Source organism: Halorubrum xinjiangense (genome assembly GCF_049604745.1).
GTDB classification, from domain to species: domain Archaea; phylum Halobacteriota; class Halobacteria; order Halobacteriales; family Haloferacaceae; genus Halorubrum; species Halorubrum xinjiangense_A.
Genome location: NZ_CP187140.1, coordinates 2830189 through 2846467 on the forward strand (window position 1 = coordinate 2830189; position 16279 = coordinate 2846467).

The 16279-nt window shown below is 70.2% G+C and carries 16 protein-coding genes, 1 tRNA gene and 1 pseudogene; 11 read left to right on the plus strand and 7 right to left on the minus strand.

Going from position 1 to position 16279, the window contains the following annotated elements; all coding sequences use genetic code 11:
• Positions 1–29: 29 nt before the first annotated feature.
• Positions 30–922 (minus strand): annotated as a pseudogene (locus ACOZ35_RS15390) (NAD-dependent epimerase/dehydratase family protein).
• Between the two features lie 43 nt (positions 923–965).
• A complete protein-coding gene (locus ACOZ35_RS15395) occupies positions 966–1160 on the minus strand; it encodes a heavy-metal-associated domain-containing protein (RefSeq protein ID WP_007344879.1) in 195 nt (64 codons plus the stop codon).
• Positions 1161–1287: 127 nt separating this feature from the next.
• Here ACOZ35_RS15395 and ACOZ35_RS15400 point away from each other — a divergent pair, with 127 nt between their 5' ends.
• Together ACOZ35_RS15400 and ACOZ35_RS15405 are read left to right on the plus strand one after the other, a co-directional pair.
• Positions 1288–1878, plus strand: a complete 591-nt coding sequence (locus ACOZ35_RS15400; RefSeq protein WP_424014382.1) for an AsnC family transcriptional regulator — start codon at positions 1288–1290, stop codon at positions 1876–1878.
• A gap of 68 nt (positions 1879–1946) precedes the next feature.
• A tRNA-Gln gene (locus ACOZ35_RS15405) sits at positions 1947–2097 on the plus strand.
• 151 nt (positions 2098–2248) lie between these two features.
• On the opposite strand, the gene ACOZ35_RS15410 is transcribed toward ACOZ35_RS15405, so the two are convergent.
• The gene (locus ACOZ35_RS15410; protein WP_424014383.1) at positions 2249–2950 is read right to left on the minus strand and encodes a hypothetical protein; all 702 of its coding nucleotides are present in this window, start codon (positions 2948–2950) and stop codon (positions 2249–2251) included.
• Between the two features lie 100 nt (positions 2951–3050).
• Between ACOZ35_RS15410 and ACOZ35_RS15415 the strand changes: the two genes are divergently transcribed.
• Positions 3051–3554, plus strand: a complete 504-nt coding sequence (locus ACOZ35_RS15415; protein WP_424014384.1) for a hypothetical protein — start codon at positions 3051–3053, stop codon at positions 3552–3554.
• 121 nt (positions 3555–3675) lie between these two features.
• On the plus strand, positions 3676–4314 hold the full coding sequence (locus ACOZ35_RS15420; RefSeq protein ID WP_424014385.1) for an IS6 family transposase: 639 nt from the start codon (positions 3676–3678) through the stop codon (positions 4312–4314).
• A 574-nt stretch (positions 4315–4888) separates the two neighbouring features.
• On the opposite strand, the gene ACOZ35_RS15425 is transcribed toward ACOZ35_RS15420, so the two are convergent.
• The 3 genes from ACOZ35_RS15425 to ACOZ35_RS15435 all read right to left on the minus strand — a co-directional run bounded on the left by ACOZ35_RS15425 (position 4889) and on the right by ACOZ35_RS15435 (position 7067).
• On the minus strand, positions 4889–5941 hold the full coding sequence (locus ACOZ35_RS15425) for a hypothetical protein (protein ID WP_424014386.1): 1053 nt from the start codon (positions 5939–5941) through the stop codon (positions 4889–4891).
• Entirely contained in the window at positions 5938–6420 is a 483-nt protein-coding gene (locus ACOZ35_RS15430; protein WP_424014387.1) for a FlaD/FlaE family flagellar protein, read from the minus strand. The genes ACOZ35_RS15425 and ACOZ35_RS15430 overlap by 4 nt, the downstream gene beginning before the upstream one ends.
• Before the next feature lie 128 nt (positions 6421–6548).
• Positions 6549–7067, minus strand: coding sequence for a DUF7575 domain-containing protein (locus tag ACOZ35_RS15435; protein ID WP_424014388.1), 519 nt, complete (start codon positions 7065–7067; stop codon positions 6549–6551).
• 125 nt (positions 7068–7192) lie between these two features.
• Between ACOZ35_RS15435 and ACOZ35_RS15440 the strand changes: the two genes are divergently transcribed.
• From ACOZ35_RS15440 to ACOZ35_RS15455, 4 genes are all read left to right on the plus strand, one after another.
• Positions 7193–8119 (plus strand): pantoate kinase, encoded by a 927-nt coding sequence (locus tag ACOZ35_RS15440; RefSeq protein WP_424014389.1) that lies wholly within the window; start codon positions 7193–7195, stop codon positions 8117–8119.
• 31 nt (positions 8120–8150) lie between these two features.
• Positions 8151–8921 carry a DICT sensory domain-containing protein gene (locus ACOZ35_RS15445; protein ID WP_424014390.1) on the plus strand — a complete coding sequence of 257 codons (771 nt, stop codon included), beginning with the start codon at positions 8151–8153 and terminating at the stop codon, positions 8919–8921.
• 506 nt (positions 8922–9427) lie between these two features.
• Positions 9428–10819, plus strand: coding sequence for a signal recognition particle protein Srp54 (locus ACOZ35_RS15450; RefSeq protein ID WP_424014391.1), 1392 nt, complete (start codon positions 9428–9430; stop codon positions 10817–10819).
• Positions 10820–11289: 470 nt separating this feature from the next.
• Complete coding sequence (locus ACOZ35_RS15455; RefSeq protein ID WP_424014392.1) at positions 11290–12519, plus strand: MFS transporter; 1230 nt, start codon at positions 11290–11292, stop codon at positions 12517–12519.
• A 34-nt stretch (positions 12520–12553) separates the two neighbouring features.
• Here the strand turns inward: ACOZ35_RS15455 and ACOZ35_RS15460 are convergent, their stop codons facing one another.
• Entirely contained in the window at positions 12554–12991 is a 438-nt protein-coding gene (locus ACOZ35_RS15460) for a DUF2237 family protein (RefSeq protein WP_424014393.1), read from the minus strand.
• Positions 12992–13099: 108 nt separating this feature from the next.
• On the opposite strand from ACOZ35_RS15460, the gene ACOZ35_RS15465 reads away from it, so the two are divergent.
• The 3 genes from ACOZ35_RS15465 (at position 13100) to ACOZ35_RS15475 (ending at position 16191) form a co-directional block, all read left to right on the plus strand.
• Complete coding sequence (locus tag ACOZ35_RS15465) at positions 13100–14908, plus strand: helix-hairpin-helix domain-containing protein (protein WP_424014394.1); 1809 nt, start codon at positions 13100–13102, stop codon at positions 14906–14908.
• On the plus strand, positions 14909–15472 hold the full coding sequence (locus tag ACOZ35_RS15470) for a Mut7-C RNAse domain-containing protein (protein WP_424014395.1): 564 nt from the start codon (positions 14909–14911) through the stop codon (positions 15470–15472).
• 74 nt (positions 15473–15546) lie between these two features.
• On the plus strand, positions 15547–16191 hold the full coding sequence (locus ACOZ35_RS15475; protein ID WP_424014396.1) for a DUF7095 family protein: 645 nt from the start codon (positions 15547–15549) through the stop codon (positions 16189–16191).
• Positions 16192–16279 lie beyond the last annotated feature (88 nt).

Genomic DNA, 16279 nt, shown 5'->3' on the forward strand with positions numbered 1-16279 from the left:
CGGCCGCGACGGATTCTCCGAACCGCTGTTCAGCCGCTGTCGGCCTCGCGACCGTTCGCTTCCGCGTCGCGCCACGAGTGCGCTGGCTCCCACCCGAGCAGGCGCTTCGCCTTCGAGCAGTCGAAGACGGACTCGTCGCCGTCGAGGTCGCAGTCGGCGGGGAGGTCGCCGTGGACCGCCTCGATCGTCGCGGCGGTGTCGCGGCCGAGGAAGTTCTCCGCGGCGACGATCAGCACCGCCTCGTGGCCCTCGATCGCGGTCTCGGGGTCGATCGCGGCCTCGATTGCGGCGACGACGTCGCGGATGTCGACGGACGACCAGCAGTTGCCGCTCGGCTCCGCGGTCGCGGGGTTGAACGTCTCCCGGGCCTCGCGGCGCCGCTCGTCGCCCGGGAACGTGACCCACGAGAGGCGCAGCGAGACCGTCGGGACGCCGTGTCGGCGTGCGGCGGCGGCCGCGACCTCCTCGCCGACGACCTTCGACCGTACGGGTCCTCGGGTTCCGTCGGCGTCTCCTCGTCGATCGGGAGGCGGTCGGGCAGCCAGTCGTCCGCGGCGAAGACGGTGCCGTAGAGGCTCTCGCTCGACGCCCAAACGATGCGGGCGCCCGCGGCGCCGGCGGCGTCGAAGACGTTGTACGCGCTCTCGACGTTGTTCGCGAACACCCGCGAGCCGGCGTGGTCCTCGGGGTGCGGGATCGCGGCGAGGTGGACGACCGCGTCGGGCGCGGCGGCGTCGACTACCTGCCACGTCTCGCCGTAGTCGGTGAGGTCCGCTTCCTTGTAGTCGACGTCGTCGCGGCGCTCGTCGCTCGGGGGCGTTCGGCGGTCGACGGCGACCACCTCTCGGTCCGCGTCGGCGAGCGCGTCGACCGTCCACGCGCCGACGCCGCCGGCGCTGCCCGTCACGAGTACGGTGTCCATGTCCCCGCGAGCGCGTTCAGTTTAAAAAGGTCCGGCGATTCGCTTACGCGGACGCCTCGTAGCCGGCGTCCTCGATGGCGGCCACCACGGCGTCGACGTCCACGTCGCCCTCGACGGTCGCGGTGCCCGCCTCGTGGTCGGCGCTCGCGGACTCGACGCCCGGCAGTTCGCCGAGCGCGTCGGTCACGTTGTCCTCACAGCCCGTACACGACATGCCGTCGACGTCTATCGTCGTCATGCGCGCCCGTTAGCGCCGCGGACACAACTGCCTTTCCGTCGCCCCCGTGGGCGGCCGGTTCCGGGAGCGTTTCCGCCGATCCGATTCCCCCGGACGCCTTTTGCCCGCGCCGGTCGAACGCCCGGCCATGCGCACGCTCGACGAGACGGACCGAGAGATCATCCGGCTGCTGCTGGCCGACGCCAGGCGGCCGTACAGCGACATCGCCGAGCGCGTGGACCTGTCGGCGCCCGCGGTGTCGGACCGCGTCGACCGGCTCCGCGAGATCGGGGTGATCGAGGGGTTCACGCTCCGGATCGACGGCGACGCGCTCTCCGACGGGCTGCGGGTCCTCGCGACGCTCTCGGTCGCGCCCGCGGACGCCGAGCGCGTCCACGAGGCGGTCGCGGGCCACGAGCGCGTCGAACACGCGTTCCTCACCGCCGACGGCGAGGTGACGGTCGTCGCACGCGTCGAGGAGGGGACCGCCCGCGACCTCGTCGACGACGCGGTCGGGCTGGAGAGCGTGACCGAGCTGTCGGTACGCCCGCTCGACGCCCACGAGTGGTCGCCCGCGGTCGGCGACGCGGACCTCGCGGTCGAGTGCGTCGAGTGCGGCAACACCGTCACCGCGGAGGGGGAGTCGGCGCGGATCGACGGGACGCTGTACCACTTCTGTTGTGGCTCCTGCCGGGAGAACTTCGAGGCGCGGTTCGACCGGATCGAGGAGGGGGCGTAGCGGAGAGACGGCCTCGACGCGCCGCGGAGAGTAACGTACTTGAGTGCCCGCCGGTTAGCCGGACTCGCAGTCCCGTGGTGTAGTGGCCAATCATAATGGCCTTTGGAGGGAATCCGTCCGCGTCTGCGGCTCACGCGCGGCTGTTGGGCGTTTCTGCCGGAACGCCCGTCGGATGCCCGAAGTCAGCCATTGACGGCGGTTCGAATCCGCCCGGGACTATTCTCCGAACGAAGTGAGGACGAATAGTCCCGACCACGGAGTCGAACCCTATCGGTCGCGCACAGCGAGCGAAGCGAGCGAGCACGTCCGATTTCGGTTCGAATCCGCCCGGGACTATTTTAATCGCAACGCGCTGTCTGTCGCGGGCCTCTCACTCCAGCACGACGGCGAACCCCCACGTCGCCGACGACTCCGGCTCGGCGTCCTCGGACACGACCGAGATCGTCGTCTCGAACCGGTACTCGCCCACCGGGAGGCAGGCGTCCTCGCCGGGCGTCGCGTACAGGTCGACGAGGCGCTCGCTCGACTCGCCGGGGTCGAGCGCGAACGTCCGGTACTCCTCGGTGATCGCGATGGCGTCCGTGAGTCGCCAGCAGTCAGGCTCGGCGGGGTACTCGCCGTCGGCCGGGAGGAGCGTGAGCGCGTCGCAGCCGTCGGCGACGTACTCGAAGTGCGCGGCGCGCCCCTCGCCGACCCGCACCCGCTCGTCGCCCGTGTTCGTCAGCGTCGTGCGCAGCCGCGGCGGGTGCTCTGTCGTCGCGGCCTCTCGGACGACCTCGACGGCCGGCCGAATCGGGAGGTCGACCTCGTCGTCGACGGCGACGATCGAGACGCCCGGCCCGCCGGTCCCCTCGGGGCGCGTGTCGCCGGCGTCTGTGCCGCATTCGCCGTCGCTGCTGTCGCCGGATCCAGGGAGGCCGTCGTCGTCGGAACCGTTGCCGTCGCTGGAGTCGTTGCCGTCGTCGTCCGAACCGTCGCGGGGGTCGGTCGACGCACAGCCGGCGAGCGCGAAGAGCCCGCCGGCGCTCGCGCCCCCGACCCCGCGGAGGTAGCGCCGTCGCGTCGATATCATAGGTCCGACAGCACCGGGGAACGTATAGCCCTGTTGTCGGGAAACGGTCCACCTGCCCATCATGTGTGTGATTTTTTACCATGCGGATCGTGGAAGTCCCATGGACATCTCCGACTACCGCTCGGCGGTCGCGGCGAACCGGCGGGAAGAGGGCTTCGAGGCGGTCGACGAGCGGACGGACGCGTTCGAGCGCCTGTGGGCGGCCCGCGAGACGGACGAGACGCTCGGGGAGGTCGCGGTGTTGGCGACGCTCGTCGAGGCGGACGATACCGAGGGGGACGGGATCGACGCGGCGACGCTCGCCGAGACCGCGGCGTCGCTGCGCGACGTGCTCGCCGACACCGTCGACCCCCGACCCGGGCGCGCCGACGGCGGCGAGGCGCCGACTCCAATCGGCTACGTGACGTTCGTGACCTCGGATCCCGACGCGTCGCTGCTCGACGCGATGGCAAACTTCACCGTCGCGAAGCGGCGAACAAACGTCTTCCCGCTCGTGTACGACACCGAGGCGGAGCGGCTCTACCGCCACGAGGTCCCGCGGCTGAAGGGACGCGGTATCTACCGCCGCCAGGCTGACGACGCCGAGCGCCTCTTTGACGTGTAAATAGTCGATTGCGGATCCGGGGTGAGCGCCGCCGATGTGCGGGTCTCCCCCTTATAAATATTTGACAACGAATCGGCGTCGCGTTAAGTTAGAGGATGAGGCGGACGATTTCTGAGTGTCTATGGCAGAATTCGACCGCCTCAGCGAACGTATCACGTGGATCGACTTGTCGTTTGTGGAGCGAGATCGAACTCCGCGCTGGGCGATTGAAGTAGGGATCCGCTGTCACTTGGCCGATATGTCACTTTGGGAGGTAAGTAAACATCTTGAACTGTTTGGGATCAAGCGGAGTCACGTCGCGATCCATAACTGGGTTCATAAAGCTGATCTACAGCCGATCTCGACCGTCTCAGAGGATCAACTCGCGGTTGACGAAAAGATGATCCGACTCCACGGCCAGCAGTTCTGGCTGTACGGCGCGGTTGACCCACAGACGAACGAGATCCTTCACGTGAGTCTCTATCCGACCGCAAATAAACAGACGACGCGATGGTTTCTCACCGAGCTCCACCGGCGCTATCAGCTCGATAACGTGGAATTTCTCGTCGATGACGCAGACTATCTTGGATCAGTTCTCGCTAAAGACGGCTATCGATTTCAAATCATTCGACATGGAAATCGGAATGCTATCGAACGTGTCTTTTGGGAAATAGAACGCCGAACATCATCTTTTGCGAATAGTTTTAGCAATGTCGCGCTAGAGACAGCTCAAAACTGGCTAGAAGCCTTCGCCGTCTACCACAATTCACGCCAAACTTAACGCGACCCGAATCGGCGGCAAACGCCGCCAAAGACCTAGAAGATCACTTATAAATAATTAATACTAGATCGACCGCGAACACCTCCAAAGCCCCAGCCGTGAGGGCGGCGCACGCTCGCTGTCGCCCGAAAATCGCAGATTTTCGGGATGACGAGACGCCGAAGGCGCCTCGAACCACGCTCCTCGCTCAGTCACTCCGTTCCTTCGCTGCGGTGCTTGCGTCGTCATCAGAACGCGGAGCGTTCTGATTGGCTCACGAGAGCTCCGCTCTCGTGAACGCCTGCGCCGCCCTCACGGCTGCCCCTTTGAGTCCCGCCCGCACCGCTCCGCACAACACCTCACATCTCCCCAGCCTCGTCGGCCGGCCTCCGCTTCGCTCCGGCCGGCCGACTCCAGCGAGGGACCGAGGGTCCCTCTGGCAGCCGGCGCGTAGCGCCGGCGACCTCGCGCGTGCTGCTCGGCCGCGGAGCGGCCTCGCAGGCACGCGCCACCGCGTTGGTCTCGATCAGCGTAGCGCGGATCGGCGGCTGTGGGATTTAAAAATGGTAGAAAACCCGAACCGCTCGTGCGCCGCTCAGACGAGTCGCGCCGCGATGCGCGCCGCGCCGTCCGCGGCCGCGAGCGCGGGCTCGTCGGGCGAGACGACCTCGACGTCGCGGTCGAGCTCGTCGCTGAGCCGCTTCTCGAACTCCTCGGTGAGGCCGGGGATGCACGCCATGCCGCCGGTGACGGCGAGGGGGCGCCCGAGCGCCAGCTGGTAGGGCTTCATGTGGTCGTTCGCGAGCTCGGGGAGGAACTCGTTGGCGACGACGTCGACCGCCTCGTCGATGTAGCGGTCGATCGGCTCCTGAACGCCGCGGTCGACGGTGAACTCGTGGCTCCCGCCGCCGGGCTGCTGGACGACGTCGGTGAACGGTTCGAAGTCGTACACGTCGCTGTGCTGCTCTTTGTACTCCCGAGCGGTCGTCCGGTCGATGTGGACGCGGCCCTGGGTCTCCTCCTCGACGGCGGCGACGATCCGGCGGTCGACCTCGTTGCCCGTCACCGAGCCGGTCGAGAACGGCGAGAGCTGCTCGCCGCGCCGGTAGGCGCACGCCTCCATCGTCGTCGAGCCGAGGTTCACCGAGACGAACACCTCGTCGATCGCGTCGAGGTCGTCGCCGTAGGCGGGAATCGCCCCGCACAGCGACTCGGGGTAGCTCCGCGTCTCGACCTCGCCGATCGAGGAGCCCTCGATCACCGACTTGAGGTTCTCGACGCCCGCCTCGTTGTCGATGGTCGGCACCGCGTAGACGACCGCGCTATCCTCGGGCACGTCGTGGGCGTCCACGACCGCCTCGAAGAAGCGCTCGGCGTCCGCGACGCTGTCGTCGTCTTCGGGGAGGCCCGAGCGCAGCATGAAGCGCACGCGGTCGGGGTACTCCACCGCGGCCTCCTCGCCGAACAGCACCTTCTCCTCGCCGGTGATGGCGTCCTCGTAGGTCGCCAGGCAGGTCAGTATCGAGTGGCGCTCGCGGCCGCCTCGACCGTCGGGGATGTCGAGTACCGTCCGGGTGCTGCCGAGTTTCACGCCGACCGCTGCCGATTCGTCCGATTCGTTGATGTCCGTGGATTCGTCGTCGCTCATTGGTCACTCGCACACGAAGCGATCCGGACGATGGAGACGAGGCTGATCCGGTGGTCCGCGGGCGTGAAGGGCCGGTCGCGCGTCGGGGCGTCGAACCCCTCCAGCCGGCGCGAAAGCGCCGCGACCGCGTCGTCGCCGACCCAGTCGATCTCGCCGTAGTAGGACAGCGCGTCCCGGCCCCGCACGTGGCCGCCGACGTCGACGAGGTAGCCGAGCCACTCGCCGATCTCGCGTTCCGCCGCGGGCGACGCCGGGATCGCCGTCAGGTACGGCCGTTCACCGCTATCGCCGTTCAACCGCGCACCACGCTGACGCTGGAGCAGCTCCGTGAACGCGGCCGAGCGCGCCGCCTGCTCGGCTCGGTTCCGGTTCGGCCGCCGGAGCGCCCGCTCCCGAGGCGCTCCGTCCGCACCGTCTCGCGGGGCGTCCGCGATCCGGCGCAGCTCCCGTACGTCGTATCGTCGTGGATTCAGACTCATGTTCCGTCCGTCGTTCGCGTCCGTATCCGAACCGTCTCGGCGGGGTTATATGATAGTTGGCTCTCAGTTATCAGCGGTGAGAAACTACTGCGGGGGACGCTGTCTCGGTAGCCCGGGGGTCGTTGGCGTCACCGGTCGTCCGACTCGGCCCACGGGAGGGGCTCGGTGCACCAGTGACAGAAGTCGAGCTCGGCGTCGACCTCCTTGCCGCAGTTGGGACAGGTGACTTCCAGCGTCTCGCCGTCTTCGGCAGCCACGGCCGCGGCCGGCGGGGACTGACCGCTTCCCGGCCCGTCGTCGCCGTCCGCGTTCGCCGCCCGCCGCCGCATCGCCTCGGCGGCGGCGTCGACGCGGTTCCGCTCGGCGGCGTCCGCCCGCCCGACGAGGTACGCGTCGAGCGCCGACAGCGCGGAGAGGAGCACGATGGGGAGCGCCACGTCGCTCGGGACCGCGGCCGACACCGCCGTCGGGTCGGCGAGGGGGTCCACCGGTTCGACGTCGTACAGCGTGAACAGCGCGACCCCGCCGCCGACGATCGTCAGGTGCCACAGCAGCGCCCGTCCCCACCGGCGCAACGCGACGTGGCCGAGCCCCGGGAACACCAGCGCGAGCAGGGCGGCGAGGAGGGGGCGCAACTGGTTTCGCATACGGCCGGGATTCGGTCGGCCGGTATTTAGGCCTGCGGTGTCGCCGCCGTCGCGCGGCGGTCGCCTCTCCGACCGACTCGCCCCGGATAACAACCGTTAATCGCGGCCCGCTCGTCGGCGGCCACATGAGCAGTCAGCGGGCGACCGCGTTCGTCCCGGGCCACGTCACCGCCTTCTTCAGCGCGCACCCCGCCGACGACCCGGCGGTCGCCGGCTCGCGCGGCGCGGGCGTGACGCTCACTGACGGCGTGACCGTCCGGGTGTCGGCGACGGGCGGCGCGGTCGACGGCGGTGCGGAAGCGGCGACGGGCGGCGCGGCCGTTGGCGGCGCGGAAGCGACGACTGGCGGCGCGGGGGAGACGACCATCGACGGCGAGCCCGGATCGATCGGCGCGGTCGACGATGTCCTCGCCGAACTGGACGCGGTCGGCGCCGACGTCGCGGTCGAGACCGACCTCCCGATCGGCGCGGGCTTCGGCGTCTCGGGCGCCGCGGCGCTGGGGGCCGCCCTCGCCGCGAACGACGCGTTCGACCGCGGCCGCTCCGAGAACGAGCTCGTCGGGATCGCCCACGCCGCGGAGGTCGGCCGCGGGACCGGCCTCGGCGACGTAGTTGCGCAGGCGCGCGGCGGGGTCCCGGTCCGGCTCGAACCCGGCTCGCCGGGGGTCGGCGCGCTCGACGGCGTCCCGGCGACCGCGCGCGTGGAGTACGTCACGTTCGGCGAACTGTCGACGGAGGCGGTGTTGGACGGCGACACGGCCTCCCTCTCCGCGGCCGGGGAGGACGCCCTCGACCGCCTTCGCGCGGACCCGCGACTCCCGACGCTGCTGGACGCGGCTCGCGGGTTCGCCCGCGAGGCGGACCTGCTCGTGCCCGAAGTGGCCGACGCGATCGATGCGGTCGAGACGGCCGGCGGCGAGGCCGCGATGGCGATGCTCGGCCGCACGGTCTTCGCCCTCGGGACCGGGCTCTCCGACGCGGGCTACGACCCCGAAGCCTGCCGGATCGACGCCGCCGGCGCGCGGCTCGTCGACGGGCACGGTCGGGAGTAAGGACTTTGTCTCGCTCGGCCGGAATAGCGGTATGGCCGAATCGCTCCGCTCGTTCTTCGACGAGCTTGAGGCGCCGGACCGGCACCTCGTCCTCCTGAACCGGTCGTCGCCGGACCCGGTCCGAAACCTGCTGGACTCGCTGCTTGAGGGGCAGCCCGTCTCGGTCAGCGAGATCGAGGCCGACACCGCGGCGGACGACGACGACGTGGTCGCGCTCGTCGAGGACGGGTCGGTCGTCGCGCGCTCGACCCTCGACGAGCTGCTCGAATCGGTGCTGCTCATCAACTCGGACCTCTACAAGACCGGCGCCATCGAACTCGACGAGGTGGCGCTCCCGGCCGTGTTCGAGGGGCTCGACGAGGTGCCGTTCCGGGTCCGCGGCTACCCCGCCTCCAGCAAGGAGAAGCTCCTGCTCATCATCATCTCGCGCGTGATAGAGCGGATCGCGGCCGAACACGGGACGGGAACACTGCGCGCCTCCTTCCAGCGCCTCTCGCGGATCGACGACGAGCGCGGCACCCGATCGGTGTACGAGCGCGTCGCCGGGACCGACGTCGACGTCCACGTGTACGGCGTCGGGGACGCGGACTCCCTCTCGGAGCTTCCGCTCACCGTCCACACCGGGACTTCCTACCCGTATCAGCGGTCGTGGTTCGTCGTTTACACGCCGCCGGACGGCGGCGACGGGGACCACGTCGCGCTGCTCGCGCTCGAAGAGGAACCGAACGTCTGGGACGGGTTCTGGACGTTCCGCCCGGAGCTCGTGAGGCGGATCGAGCGGTACATCGCCGAGGAGGTCTGAGGCGGGCGAATAGCCGAGAATCGCTGGGTCGAGGTATCGACTTTGGTTTATAAATATTCCGCGGCGGCGCGTGCCTGCGAGGCCGCCTTGCGGCCGAGCAGCACGCGCGAGGGACGCCGCGAACGCCCGAAGGGCGTGAGCGGCGAGGCTGGGGAGGTGTGAGGCGCTGTGCGGGGCGGTGCGGGGTGGGACTCAAAGAGGCAGTCGCGAGGACGACGCAGGCGACGTAAGCACCGCAGGAACGAACGAAGTGAGTGACGAGGAGCGCAACGAGCGTGCGTCGTCCTCGCGACTGGGGCTTTGGAGGTGTTCACGGCCGATCCGCAATCAACCATTTATAAGCGAGCAGCTGGGGCTTCGGAGGTGTTTGCTGTCGATCTGTTCTCAGCTGTTTATAAGTAACCGACGAGGGCAAAGAAGACACTCTCCACTGACCACACTCTCGAAACGTATCAGCGTCCGCCGACGAACAAAGCTTTACCGCGTCGCCCGCCTAGCTCCGGCAAATGGTACTCGACGACCTCGGCACGTCCCTGCGGAGCAGCCTCGACAAGCTCCAGGGGAAGTCCCGACTCTCCGAGAGCGACGTCGAGGAGATCGTCAAGGAGATCCAGCGCTCCCTCCTCTCCGCCGACGTCGACGTCTCCCTCGTGATGGAGCTGTCGGACTCGATCAAGTCCCGCGCGCTCGAAGAGGAGCCGCCGGGCGGCACCACCGCGAAGGACCACGTCCTCAAGATCGTCTACGAGGAGATGGTCGAGCTGGTGGGCGACTCCACCGAGCTCCCCCTCGAAAACCAGACGATCCTCCTCGCCGGCCTCCAGGGGTCGGGGAAGACCACCTCCGCGGCGAAGATGGCCTGGTGGTTCTCGAAGAAGGGGCTCCGCCCCGCGGTCATCCAGACCGACACGTTCCGGCCGGGCGCGTACGACCAGGCGAAGCAGATGTGCGAGCGCGCGGAGGTCGACTTCTACGGGAACCCCGACAACGACGATCCGGTCGACATCGCCCGCACCGGCCTTGAAGAAACCGAGGACGCCGACGTCCACATCGTCGACACGGCGGGGCGGCACGCGCTCGAAGACGACCTCATCGCCGAGATCGAAGAGATCGAGGGCGTCGTCGACCCCGACCGTTCGCTCTTAGTGCTCGACGCCGCGATCGGCCAGGGCGCCAAGGAGCAGGCCCGCCAGTTCGAGAAGTCGATCGGCATCGAGGGCGTCGTGATCACCAAGCTCGACGGGACGGCGAAGGGTGGGGGCGCGCTCACCGCGGTCAACGAGACCGACTCCTCCATCGCCTTCCTCGGCACCGGGGAGACGGTGCAGGACATCGAGCGGTTCGAGCCCTCGGGATTCATCTCCCGGCTGCTCGGGATGGGCGACCTGAAGCAGCTCTCCGAGCGCGTCGAGCGCGCGATGCAGGAGACCCAGGAGGAGGACGAGGACTGGGACCCGGAGGATATGCTGAAAGGGGAGTTCACCCTGAAGGACATGAAACGGCAGATGGACGCGATGAACAAGATGGGGCCGCTCGACCAGGTGATGGACATGATCCCCGGGCTCGGCGGCGGAATGATGGACGAGCTCCCGGACGACGCGATGGACGTCACCCAAGACCGGATGCGCCGCTTCGAGCGCATCATGGACTCGATGACCGAGGAGGAGCTGGAGAACCCCCGCGTCGTCGGTCAGTCCCGCGTCGAGCGCATCGCCCGCGGCTCGGGCACCGACGAGGAGACTGTCCAGCAGCTCTTAGAGCAGCACTCGATGATGGAGGAGACGATCGGCCAGTTCCAGGGGATGGGCGAGGGCGACATGCAGCGCATGATGAAGAAGATGGGCGGCGAGGGCGGCGGCCTCGGCGACATGATGGGCGGCGGCAAGGGGCCGTTCTAAGTAGTATACTGTTCGGGAACTGATTGCTCGGTTCTTCTTGACTGCGTGGTGCCCGTCGTACTGAATCTCGAACCTCCCCCAGCCAACCGCTTATAAATGGCTGGTGGTGGATCGGTGGAGAACGCCTCCAAAGCCCCAGCCGGGAGGACTCGATGGGCTCGCTGCGGTCCTCGTCGCTCACTACGTTCGCTCCTGCGGTCCTTACGTCCCCCGTCTTCGTCCTCCCGGCTGCCCCTTTGAGTCCCACCCCGCGCCGCACAGCACCGCAGCCTCACGCCTCCCCAGCCTCGCGGCTCACGCTCGCGGCTTCGCCGCTCGCGTTCGCCGCGTCCCTCGCGCGTGCTGCTCGGCCGCAGGGCGGCCTCGCAGGCACGCGCCACCGCGGAAACTGAGATGTCAAGATCGATCCGTACCGGCAGCCCCCGAGCGCTTCAGGCCCTTTATACGGGTGACCGGGCTACGCTCCGGCGATGGACCGCGACCGGATCGGCGAGTACGACGCCCTGGTCCTCGTCTCGCTCGTCTGGTTCCTCGGGAAGTTCGTCCGCTACCTCTTCCCGCCGCTGTTCGAGTCGATCCGGGGCGCCTACGGCGTGAGCAACGCCACCGTCGGGACCGCCTTCACCGGCTTCATGATCGTGTACGCCCTCCTTCAGTTCCCGAGCGGCGCGCTCGCGGACCGGCTCGGCCCGGTGCGCGTGATCGTCGCCGGCGCGCTCGTCGCGGGCGCGGGGTCGCTCGCCATCGTCGTCGACGCCCCCTTCGCCGTCCTCGTCGCGGCGATGCTCGTCGTCGGCGCCGGGACGGGCGTCCACAAGACCGTCTCGGTGCGGCTGATCGCCCGCGTCTACCCGGCCCGCACCGGGCGCATGCTCGGCGCGCACGACACCCTCGGCGCGATGGGCGGGGTGGCCGCGCCCGCGGTCGTCGTGGCGGTCCTCTCGGCGCCGCCCGCGCTCGCCGCCGTCCTCGCACGCTTGCCCGGGGCCGACTGGCGCGCCCCGTTCCTCCTCACCGGCGTCCTCGCGATCGGACTCGCGGCCGCGACCGCGGTCCGGCTCTCCGGGTCGCCCGCGGCGACCGGCGGGAGCGAGGCCGACGGCGACGACTCGCCGGCGACGCGCGAGTACCTCAAACTGTTCCGGAACCCGCGGTTCTCGGTGTTCGTGCTGGTGACCGTGGGATTCTCGTTCGCGCACAACGGCCTCGTCGCGTTCCTCCCGCTGTACCTCTCGGAGGCCGCCGACCTCGCCACGTCGACCGCGAACCTCCTCTACTCGCTCGTGTTCACCGTAACCTTCGTCCAGCTGGTCACCGGCGACCTCTCCGACCGCGTCGGGCGCTTCCCCGTGATGGTCGGCACGCTCGGGCTGGCGGCGGCGGCGCTCGTCGCGCTCGTCGCGCTCCCGAGCCTCGGACTCGGCGCCGTCGCGGCCGCCGTCGTCGTCGCCGCCTTCGGGCTCGGCTCGCACGGGTTCCAGCCCGTGCGCAGCGCGTACCTGATGGAGCTGCTCCCCGAGCGCCTCGCGGGCGGGGGGCTCGGCGTCGTCAGAACGCTGCTGATGGGCGCCGGCGCGCTCGCGCCCAGCGCGGTCGGCATCATCGCGGACGCGGTCGGGTTCCGGCCCGCGTTCGCGCTGCTCGCCGGCTCGATGGGGCTCGCGGCGGTCGTCGCCGCCGGGCTCTGGGTGACCGAGTGACGGTTCGGTGGTCCTCCCGCGGCGCCCGCGACGCTCAATCGAGGCTCCCGGGTTCGAACGCCTCCGGGTCGAACTCGTGCTCTCGGAGCCGGTCGGCGTCGACCGCCCGCAGCACGGACTCGTTCGTGGCCTCCAGGACGACCGGCGGGGCGACCCCCGCCTCGGCGGCCTCCACCCACCGGCCGACGCAGAGGCACCAGCGGTCGCCCGGCTCCAGCCCGGGGAAGTCGAACTCGGGACGGGGGGTGATCAGGTCGTTGCCGCGCGCCCGGCTGTACTCGAGAAACTCGGCCGTGACGACCGCACAGAGCGTGTGCTCGCCGATGTCGCCCTCGACGTCGTGGCAGCGCCCGTCGCGCAGGTATCCCGTGACGGGATCGTCGCCGCAGGGGGCCAGTTCGCCGCCGAACACGTTGCGCTCGTCGCGGTCGCCAGGGTCGCGCCCGTCTCCGCCGCGGTCGTCGGTCGACATGGGACGGGGTTCGGCCGCCGGCGGCATAAGCGCCCGGCGGGTCGCCGCGCGCCGGCCGTCGGGCGTTCGGCCGGCGGTATAAGTGCCGCGCCGTCGAACGGTCGTGTCATGAGCCGGAACGACGAGGTCGCGACGCGGCTGGAGGAGTTCGCCGACCTCCTCGAGGCGACGGGCGTCGAGTACAAGCCGACCGCCTACCGACGAGCGGCCGAGAACGTCCGCGAGCACCCCGCGCCGATCGAGGGGGTCGCGGCCGATGGCGAGGACGCGGTCGCCGAGATCGACCGCGTCGGCGACGCGATCGCGGCGAAGATCGTCGAGTACGTCGAGACCGGCGAGATCGAGGAGCTGACCGAGCTCCGCGAGGAGCTTCCCGTCGACATGGCCGGGCTGACCGCGGTCGAGGGCGTCGGCCCGAAGACGGTCGGATCGCTGTACGACGCGCTCGGAATCAGCGACCTCGACGAGCTGGAGGCCGCCGCGGAGGCGGGCGAGATTCAAGAGGTGTCGGGCTTCGGCGCCAAGACGGAGCAGAACATCCTCGACAACATTCCGTTCGCCCGCGAGTCCCGCGAGCGCACTCGGCTCGGGGACGCCCGCCCCGTCGCCGACGACGCGCTCGCCTACCTCGCCGAGCGCGACGACGTCGAGGCCGCCGAGGTGTGCGGGTCGATCCGGCGGTGGAAACCCACCATCGGCGACGTCGACCTGCTCGTCGCGAGCGAGGCGCGCGAGCCGATCGTCGAGGCGTTCACCGACTGGGACGCCGCGGACGCGACCATCGAAGCGGGCACCGGGAAGGCGAGCGTGCGCGCGGACGGCACCCGCGTCGACCTCCGGATCGTCGACCCCGACGAGTTCGGCGCCGCGCTCCAGTACTTCACCGGGTCGCGGGCGCACAACGTCGCCGTCCGCAACCGGGCGATCGACCGCGGGCTCAAGCTGAACGAGTACGGCCTCTTCGACGTGAGCGACGTGGAGGGCGAGACGGCCGACGCCGAAAACGGCGACGAGGTCGACGACGAGGCTGACGCCGAGGCCGAGGAGCCGGACGCCACCCGCGCCGGCGAGCGCGTCGCGGGCGAGAGCGAAGAGGAGGTTTACCGCGCGCTCGACTTGGACCCTATCCCGCCCGAGCTGCGCGAGGACCGAGGCGAGGTCGACGCGGCCGCCGAGGGGCGGCTCCCGTTCCTCGTCGAGCCGGGCGACCTCCGCGCCGACCTCCACACCCACACCGACTGGTCCGACGGCGGCTTCTCGATCGCCGAGATGGCTCGGGCGGCCGCGGAGCGCGGCTACGACTACCACGTCGTCACCGACCACGCGACCGGGCCGGGGATGGTCGGCGGGGTCGGCCTCGACGAGTCGGACATCGAAGAGCAGGCCGCGGCGATCGCCGAGGCGGCCGACGAGGTCGAGATCCCGATCCTCCACGGGATCGAGGCCAACATCGACGCCGATGGCGGGCTCTCGACCGACGACGAGACGCTCGCCGCCCTCGATCTGGTCATCGCGTCGCCGCACGCCGCGCTCGGCCAGGACTCGGAGGCGGCCACCGAGCGGCTAGTCCGCGCGGTCGAACACCCGCACGTCGACGTCCTCGGCCACCCGACCGGCCGACTCATCAACGAACGGCCCGGGCTCGACCCGGACGTCGAGGCGATCGCGGCGGCGGCGTCCGCGTCGGGCACCGCGATCGAGGTGAACGCGAACCCGGCCCGGCTCGACGCCGACGGCGAGTTCGTCCGGGCCGCGATCGAGGCCGGGGCGACGATCGCGATCAACACGGACGCCCACTCGCCCCGAGAGCTCGACAACGCCCGGTACGGGATCCACACGGCGCGACGGGGCTGGGCCGAGACGTCAAACGTGCTCAACGCGCGCTCGCTCAACGGGCTGCGGTCGTTCCTGCTGTAGATGACGGAGCGACGGGGCGCCGGCCCGCCCGACGGGGTCGCGGGCGCCGACTCGTCCACCGAGGACCGTCCGCGGGTCCTCCTCGACGTGATGTGCGGGAAGCTCGCCACCTACCTCCGACTCTGCGGCTACGACGCCGCCTACGCGCTCGACCGCGGGGTCGAGGCCGACGACCGGCTCCTGTCGCTCGCGGCGGCCGAGGACCGGGTGCTTCTCACTCGCGATCGCGAGCTGGCGGAGCGCGCGAGCGCGACGGCCGACGCCGACCCACGGCCTGCGGCCGTCCTCCTCACCCAGCGCGACGTGCTCGACCAGCTCCGCGAGCTCGACGCGGCCGGCCTCCCCGTCGAACTCGCCGACGAGCCGACGCGGTGCGGCTCGTGTAACGGCCCCGTCGAACGCGTCGGCGCCCCCGAGGCGAACGCCGCTCCAACCGATCCGCCCGACTACGTCCCGGACGACGTGGGTTCGGACCGGCCCGGGTGGCGCTGTACCGAGTGCGGGCAGTGGTTCTGGAAGGGCGGGCACTGGGACGACGTCGCGGCGCGGCTGGACGACCTGTAAGCGGCGGCGACGCGCTCCCGCGCCCGCGGGGCCGAGCGTAACCGGTTTGCCCGCCCGCCGCCTACGCCTCGCCAATGGAACGCGAACGGGCCGTCGACCGTCTGGAGTCGCTCGTCGACCGCGTCGCGAGCGAGCCGATGCCGGTGCCCGTCCGCGAGGTGTGGGCGTTCGGCGACGTCGCGCTCGGACTCGACCCGGTCGAGCGCCTCGACGTCTACCTGACGAAGGACGTGATTATGGGCGGCGACAGCGACGCGGCCGCCGACTTCGAGGCCGAGTACGGCGTGAAAGGGGTCGGCACCACGGTCGACGCCGAGTGGGCCGAGGCGCACCCGGACCGCGTGCGAACGAGCGACAACGGGTACGCGGCGCCCGAGAAGTGCCTCGCGGCCGAGTTGGTCGACGACGACGAGCCGATCCACCTCGAAGTGTGTAACGCGGGCTTCGAGGACAACGTCCGCCAGCGTCTGAAGGGGGCGCTCGCCCGCGACGCCTATGAGGAGGTGCTCGACCCGCGCGGGGTCTGCCTCTGGGTGGACGGCGAGCGCGACGACGAGGCGTTCGAGCGTCTCCGCGAGGCCTCGCTGGCGATGCCGACGCTGCCCGCCGCGCTCGGGATGCTCGGCGCCGACGAGGACGCCGCGAATGAGGCCGCCGACGTGCTGAAACAGCAGCGCGCCGAGCAGGAGGGAGCGTCCGTGCGCGGCGACATGGTGTGATTCGGACGCGCCGCGCCGCTATTTATAAGTAGAACTCGATGCGGTGGCGCGCGCCTCCGAGCGGCCGCCCTTGGCGGCCGCGAGGAGC